Annotated in this window: 27 protein-coding genes; 25 read left to right on the forward strand and 2 right to left on the reverse strand. The window is 55.6% G+C overall.

Annotated features, from left to right (window positions below):
- Positions 1-2: 2 nt before the first annotated feature.
- Entirely contained in the window at positions 3-332 is a 330-nt protein-coding gene (gene csaA / locus NZD89_RS14865; RefSeq protein WP_268003597.1) for a chaperone CsaA, read from the reverse strand.
- Positions 333-492: 160 nt separating this feature from the next.
- Between csaA and NZD89_RS14870 the strand changes: the two genes are divergently transcribed.
- A complete protein-coding gene (locus tag NZD89_RS14870) occupies positions 493-1,746 on the forward strand; it encodes an NRAMP family divalent metal transporter (RefSeq protein WP_268003598.1) in 1,254 nt (417 codons plus the stop codon).
- 161 nt (positions 1,747-1,907) lie between these two features.
- Here NZD89_RS14870 and NZD89_RS14875 read toward each other — a convergent pair whose 3' ends face one another.
- Positions 1,908-2,246: a hypothetical protein gene (locus tag NZD89_RS14875; protein WP_268003599.1), complete on the reverse strand. Its 339-nt coding sequence runs from the start codon at positions 2,244-2,246 to the stop codon at positions 1,908-1,910.
- Positions 2,247-2,448: 202 nt separating this feature from the next.
- Here NZD89_RS14875 and NZD89_RS14880 point away from each other — a divergent pair, with 202 nt between their 5' ends.
- The 24 genes from NZD89_RS14880 to NZD89_RS14990 all read left to right on the forward strand — a co-directional run bounded on the left by NZD89_RS14880 (position 2,449) and on the right by NZD89_RS14990 (position 24,433).
- Positions 2,449-3,342: a DMT family transporter gene (locus NZD89_RS14880; protein WP_268008500.1), complete on the forward strand. Its 894-nt coding sequence runs from the start codon at positions 2,449-2,451 to the stop codon at positions 3,340-3,342.
- 113 nt (positions 3,343-3,455) lie between these two features.
- A complete protein-coding gene (gene yjjX, locus NZD89_RS14885; RefSeq protein ID WP_268003600.1) occupies positions 3,456-3,980 on the forward strand; it encodes an inosine/xanthosine triphosphatase in 525 nt (174 codons plus the stop codon).
- A 163-nt stretch (positions 3,981-4,143) separates the two neighbouring features.
- Positions 4,144-5,700: a histidine ammonia-lyase gene (gene hutH, locus NZD89_RS14890; protein ID WP_438938759.1), complete on the forward strand. Its 1,557-nt coding sequence runs from the start codon at positions 4,144-4,146 to the stop codon at positions 5,698-5,700.
- A 356-nt stretch (positions 5,701-6,056) separates the two neighbouring features.
- Entirely contained in the window at positions 6,057-7,136 is a 1,080-nt protein-coding gene (gene hisC, locus NZD89_RS14895) for a histidinol-phosphate transaminase (protein WP_326492852.1), read from the forward strand.
- A gap of 64 nt (positions 7,137-7,200) precedes the next feature.
- Positions 7,201-8,307 (forward strand): pyruvate dehydrogenase (acetyl-transferring) E1 component subunit alpha, encoded by a 1,107-nt coding sequence (gene pdhA / locus NZD89_RS14900; RefSeq protein ID WP_268003602.1) that lies wholly within the window; start codon positions 7,201-7,203, stop codon positions 8,305-8,307.
- Complete coding sequence (locus NZD89_RS14905) at positions 8,304-9,287, forward strand: alpha-ketoacid dehydrogenase subunit beta (protein WP_268003603.1); 984 nt, start codon at positions 8,304-8,306, stop codon at positions 9,285-9,287. Before pdhA ends, NZD89_RS14905 begins: the two co-directional genes overlap by 4 nt.
- 74 nt (positions 9,288-9,361) lie before the next feature.
- Positions 9,362-10,690: a dihydrolipoamide acetyltransferase family protein gene (locus NZD89_RS14910; RefSeq protein WP_268003604.1), complete on the forward strand. Its 1,329-nt coding sequence runs from the start codon at positions 9,362-9,364 to the stop codon at positions 10,688-10,690.
- 91 nt (positions 10,691-10,781) lie between these two features.
- Positions 10,782-11,381, forward strand: a complete 600-nt coding sequence (locus NZD89_RS14915; RefSeq protein ID WP_268003605.1) for a TetR/AcrR family transcriptional regulator — start codon at positions 10,782-10,784, stop codon at positions 11,379-11,381.
- Between the two features lie 10 nt (positions 11,382-11,391).
- A complete protein-coding gene (paaA, locus tag NZD89_RS14920) occupies positions 11,392-12,321 on the forward strand; it encodes a 1,2-phenylacetyl-CoA epoxidase subunit PaaA (protein WP_268008502.1) in 930 nt (309 codons plus the stop codon).
- A gap of 50 nt (positions 12,322-12,371) precedes the next feature.
- Positions 12,372-12,701 (forward strand): phenylacetic acid degradation protein, encoded by a 330-nt coding sequence (locus tag NZD89_RS14925; protein ID WP_268003606.1) that lies wholly within the window; start codon positions 12,372-12,374, stop codon positions 12,699-12,701.
- 44 nt (positions 12,702-12,745) lie between these two features.
- Entirely contained in the window at positions 12,746-13,540 is a 795-nt protein-coding gene (paaC, locus tag NZD89_RS14930; protein ID WP_268003607.1) for a 1,2-phenylacetyl-CoA epoxidase subunit PaaC, read from the forward strand.
- Positions 13,541-13,572: 32 nt separating this feature from the next.
- On the forward strand, positions 13,573-14,073 hold the full coding sequence (gene paaD, locus NZD89_RS14935) for a 1,2-phenylacetyl-CoA epoxidase subunit PaaD (protein ID WP_268003608.1): 501 nt from the start codon (positions 13,573-13,575) through the stop codon (positions 14,071-14,073).
- A gap of 101 nt (positions 14,074-14,174) precedes the next feature.
- Positions 14,175-14,483 carry an EthD family reductase gene (locus tag NZD89_RS14940; protein ID WP_268003609.1) on the forward strand — a complete coding sequence of 103 codons (309 nt, stop codon included), beginning with the start codon at positions 14,175-14,177 and terminating at the stop codon, positions 14,481-14,483.
- Positions 14,484-14,500: 17 nt separating this feature from the next.
- Positions 14,501-15,277: an enoyl-CoA hydratase-related protein gene (locus NZD89_RS14945; protein ID WP_268003610.1), complete on the forward strand. Its 777-nt coding sequence runs from the start codon at positions 14,501-14,503 to the stop codon at positions 15,275-15,277.
- Between the two features lie 77 nt (positions 15,278-15,354).
- A complete protein-coding gene (locus NZD89_RS14950) occupies positions 15,355-15,753 on the forward strand; it encodes a thioesterase family protein (RefSeq protein WP_268003611.1) in 399 nt (132 codons plus the stop codon).
- 197 nt (positions 15,754-15,950) lie between these two features.
- Complete coding sequence (locus tag NZD89_RS29625) at positions 15,951-16,028, forward strand: putative holin-like toxin (protein WP_368780979.1); 78 nt, start codon at positions 15,951-15,953, stop codon at positions 16,026-16,028.
- A gap of 399 nt (positions 16,029-16,427) precedes the next feature.
- Complete coding sequence (locus tag NZD89_RS14955) at positions 16,428-17,366, forward strand: aminoglycoside phosphotransferase family protein (RefSeq protein WP_268003612.1); 939 nt, start codon at positions 16,428-16,430, stop codon at positions 17,364-17,366.
- Between the two features lie 72 nt (positions 17,367-17,438).
- Positions 17,439-17,660 carry a cysteine-rich CWC family protein gene (locus tag NZD89_RS14960; RefSeq protein ID WP_268003613.1) on the forward strand — a complete coding sequence of 74 codons (222 nt, stop codon included), beginning with the start codon at positions 17,439-17,441 and terminating at the stop codon, positions 17,658-17,660.
- On the forward strand, positions 17,657-18,145 hold the full coding sequence (locus tag NZD89_RS14965) for a glutathione peroxidase (protein WP_268003614.1): 489 nt from the start codon (positions 17,657-17,659) through the stop codon (positions 18,143-18,145). The genes NZD89_RS14960 and NZD89_RS14965 overlap by 4 nt, the downstream gene beginning before the upstream one ends.
- A 407-nt stretch (positions 18,146-18,552) precedes the next feature.
- Positions 18,553-20,214 (forward strand): urocanate hydratase, encoded by a 1,662-nt coding sequence (gene hutU / locus NZD89_RS14970; RefSeq protein ID WP_268003615.1) that lies wholly within the window; start codon positions 18,553-18,555, stop codon positions 20,212-20,214.
- A 65-nt stretch (positions 20,215-20,279) separates the two neighbouring features.
- Positions 20,280-21,530: an imidazolonepropionase gene (gene hutI, locus NZD89_RS14975; RefSeq protein WP_268008503.1), complete on the forward strand. Its 1,251-nt coding sequence runs from the start codon at positions 20,280-20,282 to the stop codon at positions 21,528-21,530.
- A gap of 61 nt (positions 21,531-21,591) precedes the next feature.
- Positions 21,592-22,884: a M20 family metallo-hydrolase gene (locus NZD89_RS14980; protein ID WP_268003616.1), complete on the forward strand. Its 1,293-nt coding sequence runs from the start codon at positions 21,592-21,594 to the stop codon at positions 22,882-22,884.
- On the forward strand, positions 22,868-24,199 hold the full coding sequence (locus NZD89_RS14985; RefSeq protein ID WP_268003617.1) for an amidohydrolase family protein: 1,332 nt from the start codon (positions 22,868-22,870) through the stop codon (positions 24,197-24,199). The genes NZD89_RS14980 and NZD89_RS14985 overlap by 17 nt, the downstream gene beginning before the upstream one ends.
- Positions 24,200-24,223: 24 nt before the next feature.
- Entirely contained in the window at positions 24,224-24,433 is a 210-nt protein-coding gene (locus NZD89_RS14990; protein WP_268003618.1) for a hypothetical protein, read from the forward strand.
- Positions 24,434-24,598: the final 165 nt, after the last annotated feature.

The raw sequence follows: 24,598 nt of genomic DNA on the forward strand, positions 1-24,598 counted from the left end.
ATTTACGAGATGGGCGTTCCGTTTGGCACTGGCATATCAGGTCGAAGGAGGATGACGTCACCTTTCTCCGGTACACCGCCGAGAACTAGCACTTCGGACAGAAAGCCCGCAATATTTCTGGGTGGGAAGTTGACTACGGCTACAACCTGTCGTCCAACGAGTGCCTCCGGCTGGTATCGCTGAGTAATTTGCGCGCTGGACCGCTTGACACCCAAGGGACCAAAGTCAATTTGAAGTTTGATAGCTGGGATCCGCGCCTTCGGAAACGGTTCAGCGTGCTGGATTGTGCCGATGCGAATGTCGAGTTGCGAGAAATCTTCAATCGTCGCCATGATGAAGCCTCCCTCATATTTCCTAACCTCTCCCTATTTTGCCACAACTCTTCACAATTTGGACGAGCGTTTTCAATGTTGATGATTGTAATCACCATTGCGGTTAGAGTACACTAACTGTTGTTGTTCATTAGTCCGAATTGATATGAGGGAATCTATCATGAAATCACTCGTAGAAGATATCAACCCAAGCGGTTCGTTTAAGCGTTTCCTATGGGTTCTTTCAATATTCGGCCCCGGCATCATCGTGATGCTCGCCAATACAGACGCCGGTTGCATCATTACAGCCGCGCAGTCCGGTGCGGAGTGGGGCTATTCAATGGTATTGCCGCAGTTGGTGCTCATTCCCATTGTGTATCTGGTTCAAGAGATCACCGTTCGGTTGGGTGTCGTCACCGGTAAAGGTCATGGCGAGCTGATTCGCGAAGGGTTTGGCCGAAAGTGGGCCATTTTCTCCGTGTCCACGTTGTTTCTCTCCGCGATTGGAGCGCTGGTGACCGAATTCAGCGGCATCGCCGGCGTTGGCGAGCTATTCGGCATATCGCCTCGATACAGCGTCTCGGTTGCAACCATCATCTTGATAGTGCTCGGCCTTACAGGAAGCTATAAGCGCGTCGAGCGCATCGGTATTGCAATGGGACTGTTTGAGCTGTTATTGGTGCCTGCTGCCGTCATGGCACACCCAAGTGGACATCAATTGTTGAAGGGATTGGCGACGGTTCCAATCCATCAGTCGAGCTATGTGTTCTTGTTAGCAGCAAATGTGGGGGCCGTAATCATGCCCTGGATGATCTTTTACCAGCAGTCTGCCGTCGTGGACCGGAAACTCTCCATAAGGCACCTGAACACTGCGCGGTTAGATACGATGGCGGGATCGATTCTGACACAAGTCATCATGATTGCCGTCGTCGTCATGATTGCGGCCACAGTGGGTCTGAAAGATCCTCAACACCCACTGGATACGGTGGCGGATATCTCGCAAGGATTGTTGCCGTTCTTAGGGCCATCCGGTGCCAAGGTGATCTTCGGCCTGGGAATGCTCGGTGCCAGTTTTGTGGCGGCTCTCGTGGTATCGCTCGCCGGCGCGTGGGGCATTGGTGAGGTCGCAGGCTTCAAACACAGCGTCAACAACAAGGTGAAGGATGCGAAGTGGTTTTATTTCATATATACCTTGGCGCATGTCGGAGGTGCCATCTTAGTCTTCAGCGGCGTCAATCTAGTAAATTTGGCTGTCGATACCGAAGTGATGAATGCACTGCTCCTGCCAATCGTCCTTGGATTTCTCTTGCTGCTCGAGGCAAAGGTGCTACCAAAGGAGTGGCGGATGAAGGGAGCGTACAAGTATACTGTGTGGACACTTTCCGCCATGGTGATGTTGTTCGGCGTCTACATGGGCATCCAAATCGTTTTGTGAGTGAGGAGAACAGACGCTTTGCCAGGGACGGCAAAGCGTCTTCTTCGTCTTAAAGCCCTTTATAGGGCGGTGTACGGCCGTGCGAGGAATGGACAATCCTCATTGACACGCCCAGTCATCACCGCCCTTGAACCGGCGAGGTTGAACGCTTTTTGGGCAACTTACGCCTGTTTGTAGTTCAATACAAACACTCCGAACAGGATGATGGCGGCACCGAGAGCCTGCTTCCAATTCAAGGACTGGTGGAGAAATAGCCAACCGCCCAACACGCTGATGCCGACCCCCAATACCGTATTGAACAACGATACGGCAAACAAGGGGACATTTTGTTTGTACGCGAGGCTGACACCTATGGCATAAAGCCAATTAAACAAGAGCATCAGGGGAATCGAGCACAATTGAAACAAGAACTGCTTAGACGCCGGGATGAACTTTGAACTCAAGATCCACACCGCGCCAAAGTACACCGTATTTAATGTAATTCCCATCCACCAACGCATACATGGCACCCTGTTCTGTCAATTGATAAACTCAGTATAGAGCCGTGAGGGTACGTGCTACAATGGGGAATTTTCAGTCACAAATCGATGATTCAGTCCTCTTTACACAGTTCGCTTGAAACCAGGTACAATAAGCCGTGGCGGTATCATCGCCTACGCAACAAACGCTATTGAACAGAGAGAAGGTTGAACGTTGGGCGTTGTGGATTTATTCCTACTCGTCGTACTGGCGGCACTCTGGGGCGCATCTTTTTTATTCATCCGCGTGGCGTCGCCAATGCTCGGACCCGCATTGCTCGTCGACTGCCGTGTACTCATCGCAGCGCTTTCGCTCGTCCTGTACGCCCTCGTACTCAGACAACGCGTACAATTGCTGGCGAGGTGGAAATCGTATCTGGTGCTTGGGGCCATCAACGCTGCGATTCCATTTTGTTTGATCTCCATCGCCGAGCTCCGGTTGTCCGCGGCGCTCGCCGCGATTCTCAATGCCACCACACCGATGTTTACAGCAGTCGTCGCGAGAATTTGGATGGGCGATGCCCTCTCCGTCAAGAAGGTCTGTGGATTGGTGCTGGGCATATTTGGCGTCCTCGTCGCCGTAGGGAGCGATTTTAGCGTCCACGCGACGTCACCCGTGTTCTGGGCTGGTTGTTCACTTCTAGCTGCACTGGCCTACGCGTTTGGGGGTGTGTACTCAGCGAGGAAATTTGTCGGCGTAAGCCCCCTAGACCTTGCCATTGGTCAGCAGCTTGCCGCCGGGATATGGCTGTTCCCCTTCATTTTCTTTCACCATATACAGACTCCATTGTCGGCGTCCGTCGTATATTCCGTGCTCGCGCTCGCGGTTCTGTCTACGGCCCTAGGCTATCTCATCTACTTTCGCCTCATGCAGCGGGTGGGGCCAGTCAAAACAATGAGTGTCACGTTCCTCGTCCCAGTGTTCGGTTTGGTTTGGGGAGCGGCGTTTCTCCATGAGCAGCTCTCGTTGCGGCTCCTCATCGCCTTGGGCATCATCCTGTGTTCGGTGGCGTTGGTCGCGAACACGCGCTTCCGACGGCGAAAACGCGAGGCACAGGTCTCGTCGCCGTCGGCATAACGCACCGCTCACGCGCGAGCGGTATGGGGAGATGAAGAGGAAGGCCGTGAGCGAGGCGGAGCATCAGCCCGCACCATCACATCTATCATTCAATCGATTACGGAGGGGTATTGGTGTTTCAGATTGCAGTTGGCTCTAAGAATCCGGCGAAAATACGAGCCGTCGCCATGGCTTTTGACCAAATGGGAATCGCCGCACAGATGGATGGCGTGAACGCGCCGTCGGGTGTTTCCGACCAACCGTTCTCCAACGAGGTGACGATGCAAGGGGCGGTGAATCGGGCGAAACGCGCCTTGCTGGATGGTGAATTCGACTACGGGGTCGGACTCGAAGGCGGGGTGGAAGAGACCGCGTACGGATTGATGTTGTGCAATTGGGCGGCAATCGCAGGCAAAGATGGCGCGGTCAGTGTCGGCGCGGGCGTTCAAATTCTGCTTCCGACCGAGGTGGCCGAGGAAATTCGGCGTGGGCGAGAGTTGGGCGAAGTCATCGACGAGTGGGCAGGCGGTCACGACATCTCAAAAGGCGAAGGGACCATCGGCATCTTGACGCAAGGTCACATCAGCCGCTCGCAGATGTTTCGAGATGCTGTCATTTGCGCGTTTGCTCCACGCATGCGGCCGGCGAAAACGGAATAAGGTGGAGTTATTCAGTGAACTCATTCAGGGCTGGATATATCGATGAAAGTTGGCAGTCATCAGGGGCTAAACAGTGCACGCGGCTGTTTAGCCCCTCGTTGCATCTGGATGTGTGACCGCAATATTCGACTGGATGACAGACTCCCTGCGAGGTGAGCGAATGATGTCTCGTGCGACCGTTGTGATCGACGAAGAGGGGATTACATTCGAATCGTTTTATCGCGTGGTGTATCAGTATGCGACCGTCGACATGTCCGAGGGGTGCACGGCCAATGTCGTGAAGTGTCGCACGTTTCTGGAGGGAGTGCTGCTCGAGAAAAAGACGGTGTACGGAGTGAATACCGGGTTCGGAAAGCTGAGTAACGTCGTCCTGCCAGAAGCGGATAGCGAGGCATTGCAAGTAAATCTGTTGCGCAGCCACGCGTGCGCAGTCGGAGAGCCTTTTCCAACGGAAGTCGTCCGCGCGATGATGTTGCTTCGCCTGGTCTCACTCGCGCGCGGATTTTCGGGGGTGCGCCTCGACATCGTGCACGCGTTGCGGGACTGTCTAAACGCAGGTGTCCACCCAATCATCCCGAGCAAAGGGTCGCTGGGCGCGAGCGGAGACCTCGCGCCACTTGCCCATCTGGCACTCTGCCTCATCGGTGAAGGAGATGCATTGTACGAGGGCAGGCGTCTTCCTGCACAGGAAGCCCTGCTTCAGGCGGGCATTCAACCCGTCGTCCTGCAGGCGAAGGAGGGACTCGCACTCATCAACGGGACACAGGCGATGATGGCGGTCGGGCTCATAGCCTACCGCCAGGCCACGGCCGCCCTCGGTGCCGCGAACACCATTGCGGCCATTACCATGGAAGCCTTAAACGGCATTGTCGATCCCTTCGCCGAACCGATTCAACGCGTTCGACCCTACCCGGAGCAGGCGTCGGTTGCCAAAGATCTGCGTACGCATCTTGAGGGAAGTCAATATGTGGGCACAGCGCACGCTGGCAAAGTCCAGGATGCGTATTCTCTGCGGTGTGTGCCGCAAGTACACGGCGCCTCCCTTCGCGCCTTGCGCCATATTGGCGAGACGCTCTTTATCGAGATGAATTCCGCGACCGACAATCCGCTTTTGTTTCCTGACGAGGGGCTCGTCTACTCGGGCGGAAACTTTCACGGACAACCGGTGGCACTCGCCATGGATTACCTGAAAATCGCGGTTTCTGAACTCGCCAACATCTCCGAGCGCCGCACCGAGCGGTTGGTCAATCCCCAACTGAACGAAGGACTTCCGGCGTTTCTCACGCCAGATGCCGGGCGTTCGTCCGGCATGATGATTCTGCAATATGTCGCCGCGTCCTTGGTGTCAGAAAACAAGGTGCTCGCCCATCCGGCGAGCGTCGATTCGATTCCGTCCTCCGCCAACCAGGAAGACCACGTCAGTATGGGGACCATTGCCGCCCGTCAGGCCGCACAAATTGTCGATCACGCAGGGGCTGTCCTCGCTATCGAACTCATCTGTGCGACCCAAGCGCTCGAATGGAAGGAAAGCGCGAAACTGGCGCCAGCCACGCGCAAAGTGTACGGGTGGGTTCGCAAACTCGTCCCCGGATACGTGGCGGATCGGTCGTATTCGAAGGAGATTGAGACGCTGGCCGCGGCCATCCTCCAAGGGCAACTAACTGATCTCACAAACGCTGCGAACGGGGTTCCAGGTAGCAGCGCATGGCCAGGGCCGTGAGTAGGCTCAACGTGACCTGATGGTGGTGCGGGCGGTGAGGTCGCACAAGTCGAGGTCAAAACGGTGCGAGCCGCCGTCCTCTTCATAGATGCCTCCAATGGTCATTCTGCCGCTTTCTGCCTCATCCCTATGACAGTCGTTTTCGTCTCCTGGCGAAAGGCACACGGTTCTGTGAATTGAAAAACCTCATACATTTCTATATACTTAAACCAATCAAGCGCTTGTTTAAATTCATGGGCACCTGACCGAGCAACCTGAGCGAGAGATGTAGGCATCCTATCCTATGACGTATCCCTGCGAATGGTTGCTTCATTTCAAATGGGGGTGTAAGCGTTTACATGTTGACGAGGATTCCGGTGCGAAAAGAACTTGAGCAACTCGGTGTCTATCAGCCTGGGAAACCGATTGAGGAAGTCAAGCGGCAGTTCGGATTGGGCCGAATCATCAAATTGGCTTCGAATGAAAATCCCTTTGGGTATTCTCCCATGGCAAAAGAGGCGATGCTCAAAGAGATGGACAAAGTGACCCTCTATCCAGAGGCGACCGCACCCGAACTCACCCAACAATTGAGTGTCCATTTGGGTGTTTCACCCGACGAAATTCTGCTTGGGAACGGTTCAGACGAACTCATTCGGCTCGTCACCCGCAGTTACATCCGACCGGGCGACGAAGCGATTATGGCAGACGTCACGTTTCCACGATACGAGACAAACGTGCTCATCGACGGCGGTTCACCTGTCAAAGTCCCGCTCATCGACGGCGTCCACGATCTCGAGGGGATGCTCGCGGCCATTACGTCGCAGACGCGGATGATCTTCGTCTGCAATCCGAACAATCCCACAGGCACCATCGTGGGAAGGGAAGCGCTTCGCAACTTCATTGAACAGGTGCCCGGTGACATGCTCGTCATCGTCGACGAAGCGTACTACGAGTACGTGACCGATTTAGATTACCTGCAGACTCTGCCTCTGTTAGCCACACATCCGAATCTCCTGGTCCTGCGCACCTTTTCAAAGGTGTACGGTTTGGCCGCGCTGCGGGTGGGGTACGCCATCGCGCAACGCGAGGTGTTACAAAGTCTGACAAAGGTCAAGGACGCGTTCAATACCAATCGACTGGCCCAAGCCGCGGCGCTGGGAGCGCTCAAGGACCAGGAATATGTCGCGTTCTGCCGCGATAAAAATGCCGCAGGGAGGAACTATCTCGAGAGGGAATTTGACAGATTGGCGCTCCAATACTATCCATCTCAGGGTAACTTTCTTCTCGTCAACGTCTCGCGGTCGGGCGACGAGGTGTTCGCGTCTCTGCTTCAGCGGGGCATCATCGTCCGTTCGGGCACGCAGTGTGATGCGTACCCGGAGACGATTCGGGTGACGATTGGCACTGAAGAACAGAACGAGGCATTTATTGCAGCACTCTCCGATTCGCTGAGATAGACGAGAGAAGAACGAGTGGAGTGACGTCAGCGTTCACCTGATAGATAGACAGGGAGGAACAGAGATGCTGATGGAACACGGACTACGCGATGGCCGGCTGGCGGAAGGGCTTTGCTTCACGCAATTTCTCACGCCGGACGGGGTACTCGCGAAGCCGCTTGACGGGCGGATGGACGAATCTTTGCTCTTAGACATGTATCGGAACATGGCCATTGCGCGTCAATTTGACCGCAAGGCGGTCAACCTCCAGCGGCAGGGGCGCCTGGGCACATACGCGCCCTTTGAAGGGCAGGAGGCCGCTCAAATCGGAAGCGCATTGGCACTCGCGAAAGACGACTGGATGTTTCCAACCTATCGCGATCACGCCGCAACCATCACGCGCGGCCAATCGATGACGACGGTCTTCTTGTACTGGGCGGGACGCCTGGAAGGCGGCACGGGCGCCAAGTCGTTGCGCATCTTACCGCCGTCGGTGCCTATCGCCACACACCTGTTACACGCCGTCGGAATGGCCTGGGCGACGAAACTCCGCAATGAGAACGTCGTCACCGTCGGATATTTCGGCGATGGTGCGTCCTCGGAAGGCGATTTCCACGAGGCGCTGAACTTTGCCGGGCTCTATCACCTGCCAATCATCTTTATCTGTCAAAACAACGGCTATGCCATCAGTGTGCCATTCTCTAAACAGTCGGCGTCAAAAACCATCTCACAGCGCGCCAACGCGTACGACATCGAAGGGGAGCGAGTGGATGGCAACGACGTCTTGGCCGTCTTTGATGCGGTGTCGAGAGCGAGGGAACGCGCTCGCGCAGGAGGGGGGCCGACTCTGATTGAGGCAGTGACGTTTCGCTATGGCGCGCATACCACCGCTGACGACCCGAAGCGATACCGCGACCAGGAGCTCGCGACCGATTGGCGAACTCATCGCGATCCCATCGGCAGGCTGAAACGATTTCTCGAGCAGAGAGGGCTATGGACAGACGACTTCGAATCCGAGGTGATGGCTGACGCGACAGCGCGTATCGAGCTGGCACTCGACGAGTTCGCGCGCTACGAAGCGCCCAATCCGCTCGACATGTTTGAGCACGTCTATGCAGAGATGCCATGGCACCTCAAGGAACAAGCGGCAGAGTTCGAACGAGCGATGGAAAAGGACGGGATGCAGCCGTGAGTCGGAATTTGAATATCCTTCAGGCAATTTCTGAGGCTATGGACCAGAAGATGACGGATGACGGCCGCGTCGTACTGTTGGGGGAGGACATCGGCACAAACGGCGGCGTCTTCCGGGCAACTGACGGCCTCCTTCAGAAGTTCGGGGAAGAGCGGGTGTTTGACACGCCGCTCGCAGAGTCCGGCATCGTCGGATCCGCCATCGGTTTGGCGCTTGGTGGAATGATTCCCGTGGCGGAAATCCAGTTTCTCGCCTTCATTTATCCCGCACTCGAACAGGTATTCTCCCATGCCGCGAGGATGAGGTTCCGAACGCGCGGCGAATACTCGCTGCCGATGGTCATCCGCACGCCGTACGGTGCGGGCATTCGAGGACCGGAGTTGCACGGAGAGAGCGTCGAAGCGTTTTTTGTCCACACGCCAGGGCTCAAGGTGGTCGTCCCCAGCACGCCGTACGACGCCAAAGGACTGCTCGTGTCCGCCATCGAAGACCCTGACCCGGTCCTCTTCCTCGAGCCGACCCGCACCTACCGCGCATTCCGCGAGGAGGTGCCGGAAGCGTTGTATCGCGTGCCTATCGGAAAGGCGAAGGTCGTACAAGAGGGGCGGGATGTGTCCATCTTTGCGTGGGGAGCGATGCTCCAGCTGGCGATGAGCGCAGCGAGACAGCTCGAGGAAGAACGCGGTTACAGCTGCGAAGTGGTCGACTTACGCACGCTCTCCCCGCTCGATAGGGACACCATCCTTGCCTCAGTCCAAAAGACGGGGCGTGCGCTCATCGTCCAGGAGGCGCATAAGACCGCAGGTATGGCCTCAGAGATCATCTCCCTCATCAACGACGAGGCCCTCATTTACCTAAAGGCGCCGATCAAGCGCATTTCCGGTTTCGACGTGCCGGTCCCATTCTTCTCTGTCGAAGACGAATTCATGCCGACCCAAGCGCGAGTGAAGCAAGGAATCGTAGACACGATGCTATTCTAATTCTTCGCATGACGCCTTTTCGCGGCCGATGAAATGACGCGTCGCAATTGCGAAAGGAGAGAAGGGAGAAGCACATGTTCGAATACAAACTCGCTGATATCGGGGAAGGCATGCACGAAGGGGAAATCGTTCGCTGGCTCGTGAAGGAAGGCGACAACGTACTGGTGGACGATCCGATTGTAGAGGTGCAAACCGACAAAGTGACTGCCGAGTTGCCTGCGCCCGTGACGGGTCGAATTCACCACATTTTGGCCAAAGAAGGCGCGATGGTACCCGTCGGATCCACATTGGTGATCATCGCAGACGCACAGTCAAAGGTGGAGCCACAGTTGCCGAAGAGACCTCCAGAGGCGATGTTGGAAGACGGCGCTACACAACCTCATTCGCTTGTCGCAGAAGATCGCAATGGCACGGTTGCTGACCGCTGCATCCTAGGCGAGGCGACCCGCACGACACCGATTGCGAAGCGGGCGCTTGCCACGCCGCACATCCGATACATGGCGCGGCAGATGAGTATCGACATCGAACAGGTCGAAGGTACCGGCCGCGCCGGGCGCGTGACGGAGGAGGACCTGAAGCGCTTCAAACATGGCCTGCAGGCACCGTCGTCGCGACCCGCGACCGAGGCGCAGGGGAGCGAAGCACTCACCGAGGCTGCCACGCGTGCCCCCAGTACCGAGAAGAGCGCACAGGAGCACAGACGTGTGGAACGAGTTGCGCTCAGGGGCGTTCGCAAGCGCATTGCCGAACACATGGTCAAATCGGTTTCGGTCATCCCACACGTCACCAGTGTCGACGAGCTGGAGATGGATGCCTTAAACGGACTGCGTGAACGCTTGAAGAGGACGGCGGAAGTCCGAGGGGTGAAACTCACGTTCTTGCCGTTTTTCGTAAAGGCTGTCGTCATTGCTCTGCGGGAGTTTCCCATCTTGAACGCGTCGCTCGACGACGAGACCGGTGACATCCTGCTCAAGCATTACTATCACATCGGGATCGCAACCGATACGGACGACGGGCTCATCGTACCCGTCATCAAAGACGCGGACCAGTTGACGGTGTTTCAGTTGGCACAAGAAATCGCGTCCCTGGCGGCGGCTGCGCGCGCCGGAAGGCTAAGGATCGACCAAATCACGGGGGGCACGTTTACCATCAGCAACGTCGGATCAATTGGCGGGTTGTACGCCACGCCGATCATCAATTACCCGGAAGCGGCCATTCTGGGCATTCATAAAATGGAGCCGCGAAACGTCGTTCGCGACGGGAAGAGTGTGATTCGCACGATGATGAACATCTCGTTGAGCTTTGATCACCGCCTCATCGACGGAGCCACCGCAGTTCGCTTTACAAATCGGATTCGCAGTTTGCTCGAAGATCCGGACCAACTTTTTCTCGAGATGGTGTAAAGTTGATTGAAAAGTTTGATAATTTGCTGTACGATTAAAACAAGCAATCGCTTGTTTTGTGTCAGCCCACAGAGAGATGGAGAGACAATCATTGGCAAGGCCGAGTCAGAGGGAACAAATTTTAGTCGAGGCGAGTCGCCTCTTTAGTAAAAAGGGCTATCACGCGACCACGATTCGTGAAATTGCACAGAACCGTGGAATTTTGTCCGGGAGCCTGTACGCGCACATCTCGTCCAAAGAGGATCTGCTGTTCGAAATTGTCGATGACGGGGCGGATGCGTTTCTGAGTGCCATCACCGCTGTTTCGCAGAGCGACAGATCTCCTATCGAAAAGTTGCGAATGGCGTTGTGTGCGCATATTCAAGTCATCGCACAACGGATGGACGCGACGACCGTGTTCTTCCACGAGTGGGAGGCTCTCTCGGAGGAGCGCCGACACCTGATTCAAACGAAGCGAGATGAGTATGAGGCGCACTGGAATGCCATTTTACAGGAAGGCATCGACGACGGGTCGATGTGTATTACGGACCCGAAGTTTGTTCGACTGATGCTCTTGTCTGTCGCGAACTGGCTCTACCACTGGTATCGTCCCTCCGGTCCGCTGTCGCCGGACGAAATTGCGGAACGGTTTATCCAGATTCTCGTGAACGGTATAGAGGACACGGCAAAGGAGCGAGATCACCGTGCTTGACGAAGATCAAATGGCCGCGTTCCTCGGTCGCATTGAACGCGGTGAGAAGATAGAGTCGACCGACTGGATGCCGGACGACTACCGGATTTTGCTGCTGCGGCTCATTCACATGCACGGCGTCAGCGAAATCATGGGCGCGTATCCCGAGAAGGAATGGGTGCCCAAGGCGCCTACGCTGCGTCGAAAACTGTCTCTCCTCGCGAAAGTACAAGACGAGATGGGACACGGTCAACTCCTCCTGCGCGTCGCCGAAGATCTGGCGCGGCCACTCGGCAAGGTGCGCGACGATCTCATCACCGATATTTTCACGGGCAAGGTCAAGTTTCACAACGTGTTTCATATGGAAGCGCCAACGTGGGCGGACGCGGGGATTATCGGTTGGCTCGTCGACGGCGCCGCCATCATCACGCAGACGGCTCTGCTCGACTGTTCCTATGCACCGTATGCCCGCGTGCTCAAGCGGATTTGCGCTGAAGAAAGCTTTCACATGCACCATGGTGAATCGGTCGTATTAGCTCTCGCCCAAGGGAGTGCAGAGCAACGTCAAATGCTGCAGGACGCCTTGAACCGCTGGTGGGAATCGCTCATGTTCTTCTTCGGACCGGCACAGGTTTCCGATGCAGCACAACGCATGACGACGTACAAGATCCGCACGAAGGGCAACGAGGAGATGAGGCAGCAGTTCCTCACGCGTTACGTTGTGCGAATTCAGGTCCTGGGCTTGACCGTGCCGGATGAAAAACTCGCGTTGAACGAGGGGACGGGTCGATGGAGCTATTCGGAGCCAGACTGGGAGCGCTTTTCGAGAATGGTACGTCGAAATGATGGCCCAAAGTCACAAGAGCGGATCGAATTGCGGCGAACGGCGCACGAAGGGCAAGCATGGGTGCGCGAGGCCATGACTGAGGCGGGGAACCGGACCTCAGCGACGGTGGTGTGAGCCGTGCCATTGCCGGACGGAGCAGCCAGGCGCGACAGGGGGGAGCAGTCGTGACAGAAGACGATACACGCCATTGCTATGTACCCTACGAAGTATTTATCCAGAAGTCGAAACTCGACTATCATGTGCATGTCGGAAGCGTTCTCGCGCCCTCTCCTGAGTTGGCCTTGCAACTGGCCAGAGAAAACTTTTTGCGCCGGGACACCGCAGTGAACATTTGGGTCGTACGCCAGTCCGATATCCACCAAACCCCTTCAGAAGACCATGCGTTCTTCGCGCGCGAGTTCACTCGAAGCTATCGAGAAGTCACAGGGTATTCGGACAATGCGCGGCGGTGGAAGGCGTTCAAGGAGAGGCGCGCGCAGCGAGACCAGGGCTGATGGGACGTGGCGGTCGGAGATTATGGTTCGGGGAGGTGAGCGCAATGAAGAACACAGATGCCTGTCCATCGTCCATCCCACCGCAACTGCGCACTGCACTGGTCGATTTCCTCTACCAGCTCGCGGATGATGAGCTGGTGGTGGGGCACCGCAACTCGGAGTGGTTAGGTGTCGCACCGGACATCGAAGAAGATGTGGCATTTGCCTCGATGGCACAGGACGAGATCGGACACGCGACGTATTTCTACGGCTTACTCGAAGCCCTGGGCGAGGGCCGTGCCGACGACCTGGCGTTCGTCCGGACTGTAACGGAACGCCGCAACGCCGTGCTCACAGAGCAACAAAACGGGGACTGGGCGACGACCATCATACGCCACTATCTATATGACCTGTTTGAGTCGGTACGTTTAAAAGCGCTTGTAGCATCTGCATACGAGCCCGTTGCCCAAGGTGCAAACAAGATGCTGCGCGAAGAGTACTACCACCTGTTGCACATGGGTACATGGTTTCGAAGACTCGCTATGAACGGGGGTGTGGCACGAAGCCGCATCGAGTGCGCGTTGGCACTTGTCTGGAAGGATGTAGCGGATCTTTTTACACTCGGTGAACACCGCGAAATCTTAGTCCGCGAAGGTATCATCACCATGGACGAACCTGAGTTGTACGCGGCTTGGGAACGAGAAGTCACACAGGTCTTTACAGAATTGCAGCTGCAGTGGCCGGGTTCTCCGCAGCTTCCAGCCGAGCGCGGTCGCGTTGGGCAGCACACCATCCACCTGCAAACGCTTTTAGCTGACATGGGAGAAGTGTATCTGACTTATCCGCAGACAAACTGGTAGGGTGCCTAAGGGGGACCTGGGGGGTGTTTTGGATGAATTCCGATGATCAAGGACACGCGGGAGAACCTTTGTGTCAGGCCGTCCTCCTCGCGTTGGACGGCGTGTCAGATCCGGAAATACCCGCGGTGAGCATTCGAGAGCTCGGCATGGTCCATCGCGTGACGGCAGAGGAGGACGTGATTTCCGTCGAACTGCTTCCGACGTTCGTCGGCTGCCCGGCACTCGAGCTGATCCGCGGCAAAGTTATCGAACGACTGACTGCCCAGTTCCACGCAAAGCGAGTGAACGTCTCATTCGTGATGACGCAGCCGTGGACGTCACAGCGTATTACCTCAGTTGGCATTGAGAAACTTCGCGCGTTTGGCATCGCGCCACCCGTGCGAAGAGAGCCAAGGTGCCTCGTACCTCCACCCTGTCCGTACTGTGGGGCGTCGGATACGAGGATTGAGAACCTGTTTGGTCCAACTGCATGTCGATCACTCTTTTACTGTACGTCCTGTCAACAACCGTTCGAGGGGATGAAAGCGGTTTAGCGTAGATGGGTGGTGAAGCGGTAGCTACCCTTTCCAGTCGCAATGAAAACGGACGCTAAGGCTGATTAGTAAGGCTGATTAGATTGAGGAGGAACGCCCACATGGTAAAACTCATCGCGTTGTATCGCCAGCCTGAGGACAAGGCGGCGTTTGACCATCACTACGTCAACATCCACACGCCTCTGGCGAAAAACATGCCAGGATTGCGCAACATCGAGGTCACCAAAATGCTCGGAACACCGATGGGCACCGAGTCCGACTACTACCTGATGGCAGAGATGTACTTCGACGATGAGGCTGCGCTCAAAACTTCGATGAGTTCCCCGGGCGGGAAAGCGGCTGCAAAAGATCTTATGGGGTTCGCTGGCAAGCTGGTCTCCATGATGATTGGCAGCGTCATCGAGACCTGATGTCGGGAGTTGATACGATGTACGAAACCATCCTGCTAGAACGCAGTCAAAGTATCGGTATCGTCACGCTCAACCGCCCGAACAAACTGAACGCATGCACGAGCACGATGCATCGCGAACTCGTCGACGTCCTCGAAGCGCTGGACCAGGACGACGCGGTACGCGCCGTCGTCTTGACTGGCAGCGGTCGAGCGTTTTGCGCCGGTCAGGATTTAGGCGTGACAAAGCAAGGCCCTATCGATTATGAAGAGGCGTTGAAACGAGGCTATAACCGTGTCATCCGCTCTCTCACACACCTAGAAAAACCGGTTATCGCCGCTGTGAACGGCGTCGCCGCCGGTGCTGGGGTCGCCCTTGCACTCGCTTGCGACTATAAGGTAGCGGCGGATGACGCAAGCTTCGTGCAAGCGTTCGTCCACATCGGCCTTGTGCCCGACTCTGGTTGTACATGGCTTCTGCCCCGACACGTCGGACTCGCTCGAGCTATGGAACTCGCAATGTTTGGCGATAAACTCGATGCAAACGAAGCAGAAACAATCGGTCTCATCAATCGTGTGGTGCCGCGAGACACACTTTTGGCTGAGGCATTTGAAATAGCGCAAAGACTCGCGAGCTTGCCAACTCGTGCCATCGGATTGATGAAACGCGCGTTCTACGACGGGCTTGAATCTTCGCTCTCCGACTCCCTCGACCGCGAAGCGCACATCCAACAGTTGGCCAGTCAGACGGCAGACCACCAAGAGGGCATCGCAGCCTTTCTAGAGAAGCGCCGACCTACGTTTCGTGGCATGTGACGAGGTTTACGGTGAACACAGTCGGGCACGCCACGAAACTCGATTGACGGGGGTCCCGAGGACGGAGGGAGAAACGAATGCGACCTGGTCTCCGAGTCGGCCATCAAGAAACGGTGGAGATCACCGTCACAAACGAGATGTTTCCAGAGTTTGCAGGGCAGGTTGTCCATGAAACCATGTCGACTGTCTCCATGGTCTACTACATGGAGTGGGTCGGACGCCTCGTCATCCTTCCATTTTTGGAAGACGGGGAGGAGGGCATTGGCGGTGGTATAGCTGTCCATCATCTGGCGCCAGCACCGAGCGGAAAACGAGTGCGATTCACAGCTGTGGTCGTTGAAGTATCGGATCACAAGGTGGTGTGCGACGTCTGGGGCGAGCATGATCGGGCGCGCGTCGGCGAAGGCCAACTCGTACAATACATCCTGGAAAAGCGTCGAATCGACGAGCGGATCCACTCGATGAAATCGTCGTGACGGTCACTGCTGACCTAAGGCGAGTCTCTCGCTGTCTAGAATGGAATTTAACATAACATATGTTTCGTCAACTTGAACTCAAACGGATGGAATTTTCAAAGTGAGAGCCTAGAAATGATATACTAGTTTTGTATCGACAGTCGAGCTTTCATGGGGGCTGCTTCACCTCCGAGGAGGGGAGGTGAGGCCTGTTGACAGTGTTTCAGACCCTAACGCTCATGATCAGCTTTGCTACGCTCGTCGTAGCTGTGCTGTCAGTGAATAGAAGGAAATGAAGGGCGCAAACGCGCTTCACCTGTTGGCGATAAAATAAAATAGACCGCCCTCCACCAAAGGTCGCGGTCTATTCCCCCGAGAAGCAGCCCCCTTGAAGGGCACCTGTCTGATACATAATTGGGTCGCACGGTGTTACCAGCACTGTGCGGCCCACTTTATGATGACAGTGCTTCAAACGTGAAAGTTCATGATCAGTTATCCATATTATAACCAATCACCATTTATTGATGCAACGAGGTACGGATTACACAGGGACGCCAACGCGACCGCTTTACGGATTCGATGGCGACTATCGATACTCAATCCGATACAATTTCCACACCACCCAGCCGAGATGGCTAATCGCGCGACGGCTCTGCACCTATCGAAAAGTCTGATGGAATGGGAGGGGGGTATGGATGGAGCTTTTGCCTATCGAATTCGCCAGACGTGTGCAAGAGTTATATGGTCGGCAAGGAGAGGAATGGTTGCGAGACCTGCCCAACTTGTTGCATAGATGTGAGAGCCGGTTTGGTCTCAGACTGGAAGCCCCATTTTTAAATTTGTCGTGGAACCTCGTCCTCCGAGCTTCACGGTACGATGACACGCCCGTGGTGCTTAAAATTGCGGTGCGAAAAGAGGAGTTTTATCGAGAAAGGAATGCGTTGAATGCCTTCTCTGGACGTGGAGGCATTCAGGTGCTTGACGCGGATGACTGCTTGGGTGCCGTCGTGCTAGAACGGGCAAATCCTGGAACGCCGCTGTCGACCATCGAGGATGATGGCCTGGCCACGGAGATTTTCTGCAGTGTATTTCGCAATATTCATTGCACGCCTTCGTGTGCACCTGATGTGTCAATGCCTTACGTATCGATGGAGGAGCACTTTTCGGGGATCGATCGATATCGCCAGCGACTTTGTGATGACAAAGTCGGGCCTTTACCGGCATATTGGGTCGAACTCGCCAAGGAATGTTTAGCTGATTTGATCTCCTCCACACATGAACGCGTACTTCTACACGGAGATTTACACCACGACAATATCTTGCAGCAAAAGGGCGGCCTTTGGGTCGTGATCGACCCAAAGGGTATCGTTGGAGACCGGCACTTTGACACGATTCAATACTTGCTCAACTACGTGGATAAAGACGGGGATGCTTACACTGTGTTGACAAGCCGAATACGTATCATCTCGGATACTCTTGAGTTGAGTGCCCGTCGCATCGCGATGTGGGGAATCGCTCGAGGGGTACTTGACGCTTGTTGGTCCATTGAGGACGGGAGACCCGACTGGCACAAAGGCGTTGAAATTGCGGAGCGGTTCGCCAGATATCTAGACTCGACTGACGTGACAGACTGATATCAGACTTGCCCTGATCCCGTCTGCAAAGGGTTAAGACCAGACTTTAGTACGATGTAAGTAGGTGTAAAAATGTCCAACGTATGTCCGCTGTGCGGTATGGATAATCACTGTGGCAATGTTGCGGGTAAACCGCACGGTACATGTTGGTGCGACAAAGAGGTCTTTCCTAAGGAGATTTTTGAGAAACGTCCATTGAACCAATCCGAGAAATCATGTATCTGTCAAAACTGCCTCGATAAATTTAAACAGTCGATCAACAGCATGTCATTGAAAAGGGGCAATTTGAAATGAGTGTTTACGATTTTACTGTAGCCACAGCAGACGGAAATGAGACAGCGCTACGCGCTTATCAAGGACAGGTTATACTCATCGTGAACACGGCAAGCAAATGTGGGTTCACTCCACAATATAAAGGATTGCAGGAGTTACAAGTAAGGTTTTCTGAAAGAGGATTTACGGTACTTGCCTTCCCCTGTAACCAGTTCGGGCATCAGGAACCAGGTACGAATCAGGAGATTCAGGATTTTTGCAAACTGACATACGATGTGACATTCCCCGTATTTGGAAAGGTAGATGTAAACGGGGACGAGGCACACCCATTGTTCAAATATCTCAAACGAGCCGTACCAGGAATATTGAACTCGGAATCTATCAAGTGGAACTTCACCAAGTTTCTTGTTGATCAGAACGGCGAGATCGTTAAGCGATATGCACCACAAACTACTCCGGATTCCATTGCAGATGACATCGAAAACTTAATTGGCATTCACTCTTGAGCGCCCTCAATTGCCCCTTTCAGTTCGTTCCGAAACTGGGGGGCGTCCATTCAACCAAGGGTACCAATCAAACCCCTATAGAACGAAAGAGCAAGTTCGTTTAGGTACCTTCCTAAACGGTTATGGATCCATGCGTACCCCGCCGGCTTAAAAAGAAGCCGGCTTTTATGCCTTCTTTTTCGGATAGCGCAAAAGCAAATCTCCCTCAACATCTCCACTTGTGCCGGTTTAATGGAAGCCTTGGGGCGTCTTATAAATCGCTCTGCATCATATCGTTGAATCAGCGATCGGAGCATGAGCCGGATCGTGCGGCTCAGGGCCACACCTAGCACCTACAGACATCTAGGCGGTGAACATCGACAGGTTAGACCAGCAGAACGAGGCTTGATTCAGGGGAGGAACTTTCCATGCCAGTTGAAATTCGCACAGCGATTCGTGCGCCGCGCGGCACTGACTTGTCCTGCAAAGGTTGGGAGCAAGAAGCGGCACTTCGCATGTTGATGAACAATCTGGACCCGGAAGTTGCAGAGCGGCCGCAAGATTTGGTCGTCTACGGCGGCATCGGCAAAGCGGCCCGCAACTGGCCCGCGTTTGACGCGATTGTCAGATCGCTAAAGGAGCTTCAAAACGACGAAACGCTGTTGATTCAGTCGGGTAAGCCTGTCGGAATCTTCAAGACGCACGAAGATGCGCCGCGGGTGCTCTTGGCGAATTCGAACCTGGTACCGGCGTGGGCCAACTGGGAGCACTTCCACGCACTCGACAAAAAGGGTCTGATGATGTACGGCCAAATGACGGCGGGCAGTTGGATCTATATTGGGTCGCAAGGGATTCTCCAGGGTACGTACGAGACGTTCGCCGAAGCGGCACGTCAACATACTGGTGGGACGCTAGCTGGGACGTGGACGTTGACAGCCGGGCTCGGCGGCATGGGGGGAGCACAACCCCTAGCCATCACGATGAACGGCGGCGTGGCTTTGGTCGCAGAAGTGGACGACACGCGGATCAACCGCCGCCTTCAAACGCGCTATCTCGATAGACAAACGGCGAGCATGGATGAGGCGATGGCGTGGGTCCGCGAGGCTGTCGCAAATAAGCAGGCACTGTCTATCGGCATTCACGCAAACGCCATCGACGTGTTTGAGTGGCTGCTCGAAGCTGGGATGATTCCGGATTTTGTGACCGATCAAACGTCGGCACACGATCCGCTCAACGGGTATCTCCCGCAAGGCATGACCCCCCTGCAAGGTGTCGCCCTTCGCCAAAGTAATCCGGACGAATATGTCACGAAGTCGAAACAGAGCATGCGGCGGCACGTCGAGTTGATGTTGGAAATGAAGGCGAAGGGGGCTGTGGTCTTCGACTATGGCAACAACATTCGTCAGGTCGCGTTCAACGAGGGACTTACCGACGCGTTTGCGTTCCCTGGCTTCGTACCTGCTTACATCCGCCCGCTCTTCTGTGAAGGCAAAGGGCCGTTCCGTTGGGCGGCACTGTCGGGCGATCCGGCGGATATTCATCGTACCGACGAGCTCGTGTTAGAAATGTTTCCGGATGATGAGCACCTGAAGACCTGGATTCAGAAGGCACAAGCAGACATCGCATTTCAAGGACTACCAGCTCGCATTTGCTGGCTCGGCTATGGTGAACGAGCAAAACTGGGTCTCGCGATGAATGAGTTGGTCCGCCGTGGCGAACTCAGCGCGCCGATTGTCATCGGACGAGACCATCTCGATGCAGGCTCGGTCGCGTCTCCGAACCGCGAAACCGAATCGATGAAAGACGGCAGCGACGCGGTGGCGGATTGGCCGATTCTCAATGCGTTGGTGAATACGGCGGCTGGCGGATCGTGGATTTCGGTTCATCATGGCGGCGGCGTCGGCATGGGATACTCGCTACACGCAGGGATGGTCGTGGTCGCGGACGGATCGGATAGGGCAAAACGCAAACTGGCGCGCGTATTGACGACAGACCCTGGCATGGGCGTGATTCGTCACGTCGACGCGGGCTACGACAAAGCGATTGAAGTCGCGAAGGAGCGTGGCATTCGCATCCCGATGGGGGAATGACGTTCGTCCGATGATAGATTTCCATCGATTTCAACCAAGAAGACGGGGTGAACGATTTGACACGTGTGAAACAAGTTATTCATCGCATCGGTTTGTTGTGGACGATGGACGACGAAACACATTCGGACGGCCCGCGCTGTGGCGCAGAAGCGATGCGGATGGTCGGCGCGATGCAGGACGCGGCCATCGCGATCGACGAAGCGGGTGCCATTGTCGAGGTGGGGCCGCAGAAGGTTATCTGCGACATGGCCGACGCACAGACGGAGTTCATCGACGCAGAAGGGGGATTCGTCGCGCCCGGGTTGGTGGACCCGCATACGCACCTTGTCCACGGCGGATCGCGAGAAAAAGAACTGCCGCTTCGTATGGCGGGCGCGTCCTATCTCGACATCCTGCGCCAGGGCGGCGGCATTCTGAGCACGGTTCGGGAAACGACGGCGTATTCGGAAGAAGCTCTGCTCGCGCAAGCAAAGACGAGTTTGGATCGGATGCAACGATTTGGCGTCACGACGTTGGAGGCGAAGACGGGGTATAGCTCGTGTTTGGCGGTGGAGTTGAAACAACTGCACGTCGCAGAGCGCTTGGCCGAGTTATCTGGCGTGAACATGGTTCATACGGCGATGCCAGCGCATGCAGTTCCGAAAGAACTGCCTGCTGGTCGCGAAGCGTACATCGATGAGTTGGTCGCGATGTTGCCGCACTTGCACGCGGCAGGCGCGGAATTTGCGGATGTGTTCGTGGAAGAGGGCGTCTTTTCGGTCGAGGAGGGAAGACATATTCTAGGGGCGGCCAAAGCGCTTGGAATGAAAACGAAAATTCACGCGGACGAAATGGTGCCGATTGGCGGGGCGCAACTCGCCGCGGAACTGGGCGCCACCTCAGCTGACCATCTGCTCGCGTCGACGGATGAAGGGTTGGTAAGCATGGCAGAGGCGGGCGTGATGGCGGTCTGCCTGCCGGGCACTTCGTTCTACCTTCAAAAACCGGCGGCACGCGCGCGCTTTATGATGGACGAAGCACAGCTTGGCGTCGCTATCGCAAGTGATTACAACCCGGGTTCGTGTCCGTCTGAGAACTTTGGATTGACGATGAGCCTCGCGCTCCTGACATTGAAAATGACGCCAGAAGAAGTGTTTATGGCGGCGACGCGCAACGCGGCTTGCGCGCTTGCACGAGAACGTGTCGCAGGTGTCATTCGGCCCGGACGCAGCGCGGATATCGTGATCTATGCGGCTCTAAATCCGGAATACGTCCTCACGCACTTCGGCATTTCGCATGTGCGCCAAGTCCTTGTGAAGGGACGGCGCATTCTGTGAATTCGCGAAGCGGCACAATCGGGTCTTACCGTGACATGGCGCGAGATGGGGAGTGAACGGGTTGGGACAGAGAAGAGTACCCGCGTTTCAGACTGAGCGGTTTATGCGGCGATTTGCTTCGTTTTCCGAGATCGGTCAAACCAAGGATGGGGCAATTCACCGCCCGTTTGGCAGTGATGCGGATTTGGCCGCCCGCGCATGGCTCATGCGTCTGGCAGAAGAGGTGGGGCTATCTGTCTCTGTCGACGCGATCGGGAATATTTGGGGTGTATTGCCTGGGAGGATAGATCAGGGGGCAATCGTGATCGGATCCCATCATGACTCGGTGCCAGACGGAGGCCGCTTTGACGGACCACTTGGCGTCCTGATGGGCATCGAGGTCATTCAGTCTCTCCAAGAGAGTGGCTATCCAAACGAACATCCCCTTGCGTTTGTCTCGTTTACGGCGGAAGAGCCGAATCCGTTCGACTTGTCGACGCTCGGCAGCCGTTCTGTCGCTGGGCGCCTGACGCACGAAAAGCTGCTTGCTGCAACCGACTGGAATGGGCGGCCGCTTCGCGAGGCCGTGGATGCTGCGGGTGGGGACTTGCAGGCATTTGCGACGGTTCGTAAAACCGCGAACGACATCGCGGCGTTTCTCGAACTGCACATTGAGCAGGGACGACGGTTGGAGACGAGAGATATCCCGATTGGCTTGGTCACTGGCATTTGCGGGATATACCGAGAATCGATTCGAGCGACGGGAGAAGCGAATCACGCCGGAACCACACGGCTGGAGGACAGGCGCGACGCACTGTTGGCAAGCAGCGAGATGTTACTTGCCGTCGAACGGATGCTAACGGCGTGGAACGATGACGAGATCATCGCGACGATTGGTCGATTAAACGTCATTCCGAACGCGATGAACATCATCCCGGGAGAGTGCGAATGGAGTCTGGAGATTCGCGGTGGCGACATGGCCAGGGTGTATTCCTTTCGCGACGCTTGTATCGAAGCGTTTGACGAAATTGCGGCGCGGCGCGGCGTCCGGTATCAAAGGCAACTGCTTCTAGATCAGCAACCGCAACCGATGGCGGCAGACGTCGTTGATGTACTCCACAGTGCCGCAGCGGACTTCGCCATCCCGTATCTGGACTTGGCGAGCATGGCGGGGCACGATGCGACGCACATCGCGAGCTTCACGCGCGCGGGGATGGTGTTTGTGCCGAGCATCGGCGGCAAGAGTCACTGCAAGGAAGAAGAATCGCGCATCGAAGACATTGAGCACGCGTTCTATGTACTCGCTGCTGCTTCGATCGCGTTGGACAGCAAGTTGACGTCGGGAGGAGAGATCGCACATGAAGAAACTGTTTGAACCTAGGTATGTCGAGATAGGCAGTCAGTTCTTAGGCGGCATGGGCGTACTCGTCGTCGACGGCGACATCGTGGAAGTGGGATCAGTCGCAGAGCTGGTCGCCAACCATCCCGACGCAGAGCGCGTCGACTGGAGCCGTTACGCCTTGCTGCCAGGTACGGTGAATGCTCACAACCATTCGTTTCAAAGTTTGATTCGAGGTATTGCTGCAGATGAACCGTTCTTAGTTTGGCGAGACGAGGCGCTCTATCGATACTCCCCTTGCCTTGACGCAGAGATGATTTACAACGGTGCGCTATTCGCCTTTGCTGAAATGATGCTCAATGGTGTAACCACGGTCGCCGATTTCTTCTATATCCACGACGGCGGAACACAGAACGACGAAGCGGTCATTCAAGCGGCCAAGGATCTAGGCATTCGATTCGTCATGGCGCGGACGATGTACGACTGGCCGGGTGCACCGCAATCGTATCAGGAGCGCATTGACGACGCCCTCCGGCGCACGCGCGAATTGGCAATCAAGTATCAGGGCAATCAGATGATCGCTATTCATCCGGCGCCGCACAGCCCGCACGCCGCATCTCCAGAGATGATTCAAGCTGGCCATCGATTGGCGAAAGAACTCGGAACCCCGTATCACATTCACGTGGCTGAAGAGATGTTCGAGGTCGAAGAAATCATTCGCGATCACGGCGTCCGCCCCGTCCACTTCCTCGACAAGTTGGGGGTGCTGGACGAGTCGATGATCGCCATCCACCTCGTCTGGCTCGCGGATGCCGAGATCGCACTACTCGGCCAACGCAAGGCATCCCTTGCGTACTGTCCATCCAGCAACATGTTTTTGGCGGATGGCATCACGAAGATTCCGGAGTTGCTTCAGTCGGGTGTCAATATTTGCCTCGGTACGGACGGCGCGTGCAGCAATAACCGAATTAATGTCTTTGAAGAAATGCGGATGACGTCTTTGCTGCAAAAAGTTCGGACGCTCGACGCAACGTGCATCAGGGCGACAGAGACCTACGCGATGGGGACGCGCCATGCAGGGGAAATCCTTCGGTTGCCTATCGGTAAAATTGAACCTGGCTACCGGGCCGACTTTGTCGCACTCGATTTAGACGATCTCTCTCTTCATCCTTCTTCACCAGAGCTACTCTTGTCCCACGTGGTGTACTCGATGCAACCGACGGCAGTCAAGCGTGTCGTCGTAGGCGGTCGCGTCGTCGTCAGGGACGGCGAGTTGCAAACCGTCTCCAATGAGCGAGTTCGAAAGGCGATTGCCGCAGTACAGGCGCGATTTCAAGCAATTGCGCGGTGAACGATCGCAAAGGGGGCCATGGTGATGGCGATTGAACGACGGACCTATGTCATCGCAGTATTGGTGCAGTTTCCGTTCATGAATACAACTTATCATGTTGGATTTATCGCTCAGCGGATGAATGGGGCGGACATCGCGTGGATCGTCGGACTAGTAGTTGCCTTTGCGATTTATTATTTTCCAATGCACACGAAACTGAGAAATTCAGGAATCGGCGAGGAACTGGGACTGTAACACATTTTATCTGAGCCCCGTCAAAAGTTGAGGCAGCTTAACATTTCATAATCTGAAGGTGAATCAATGACTGGATATAAGTGTCGGGGTATAGGCATTGGCATTGCACTTATATGTATATCGACGTTGGCAGGGTGTGGTAATGCCACCATGTCAGCGAGCCGT

Origin of the sequence: Alicyclobacillus fastidiosus (assembly GCF_026651875.1) — a bacterium.
Classification (GTDB): domain Bacteria; phylum Bacillota; class Bacilli; order Alicyclobacillales; family Alicyclobacillaceae; genus Alicyclobacillus; species Alicyclobacillus fastidiosus.

Bases quoted from the DNA above. Each gene is read 5' to 3' on its own strand.
- csaA (WP_268003597.1), bottom strand. From the start codon at position 332: ATGGCGACGATTGAAGATTTCTCGCAACTCGACATTCGCATCGGCACA.
- NZD89_RS14870 (WP_268003598.1), top strand. From the start codon at position 493: ATGAAATCACTCGTAGAAGATATCAACCCAAGCGGTTCGTTTAAGCGT.
- NZD89_RS14875 (WP_268003599.1), bottom strand. From the start codon at position 2,246: ATGCGTTGGTGGATGGGAATTACATTAAATACGGTGTACTTTGGCGCG.
- hutH (WP_438938759.1), top strand. From the start codon at position 4,144: ATGTCTCGTGCGACCGTTGTGATCGACGAAGAGGGGATTACATTCGAA.
- pdhA (WP_268003602.1), top strand. From the start codon at position 7,201: ATGCTGATGGAACACGGACTACGCGATGGCCGGCTGGCGGAAGGGCTT.
- NZD89_RS14910 (WP_268003604.1), top strand. From the start codon at position 9,362: ATGTTCGAATACAAACTCGCTGATATCGGGGAAGGCATGCACGAAGGG.
- paaA (WP_268008502.1), top strand. From the start codon at position 11,392: ATGGCCGCGTTCCTCGGTCGCATTGAACGCGGTGAGAAGATAGAGTCG.
- paaC (WP_268003607.1), top strand. From the start codon at position 12,746: ATGAAGAACACAGATGCCTGTCCATCGTCCATCCCACCGCAACTGCGC.
- paaD (WP_268003608.1), top strand. From the start codon at position 13,573: ATGAATTCCGATGATCAAGGACACGCGGGAGAACCTTTGTGTCAGGCC.
- NZD89_RS14940 (WP_268003609.1), top strand. From the start codon at position 14,175: ATGGTAAAACTCATCGCGTTGTATCGCCAGCCTGAGGACAAGGCGGCG.
- NZD89_RS14945 (WP_268003610.1), top strand. From the start codon at position 14,501: ATGTACGAAACCATCCTGCTAGAACGCAGTCAAAGTATCGGTATCGTC.
- NZD89_RS14950 (WP_268003611.1), top strand. From the start codon at position 15,355: ATGCGACCTGGTCTCCGAGTCGGCCATCAAGAAACGGTGGAGATCACC.
- NZD89_RS14955 (WP_268003612.1), top strand. From the start codon at position 16,428: ATGGAGCTTTTGCCTATCGAATTCGCCAGACGTGTGCAAGAGTTATAT.
- NZD89_RS14960 (WP_268003613.1), top strand. From the start codon at position 17,439: ATGTCCAACGTATGTCCGCTGTGCGGTATGGATAATCACTGTGGCAAT.
- NZD89_RS14965 (WP_268003614.1), top strand. From the start codon at position 17,657: ATGAGTGTTTACGATTTTACTGTAGCCACAGCAGACGGAAATGAGACA.
- hutU (WP_268003615.1), top strand. From the start codon at position 18,553: ATGCCAGTTGAAATTCGCACAGCGATTCGTGCGCCGCGCGGCACTGAC.
- NZD89_RS14985 (WP_268003617.1), top strand. From the start codon at position 22,868: ATGAAGAAACTGTTTGAACCTAGGTATGTCGAGATAGGCAGTCAGTTC.
- NZD89_RS14990 (WP_268003618.1), top strand. From the start codon at position 24,224: ATGGCGATTGAACGACGGACCTATGTCATCGCAGTATTGGTGCAGTTT.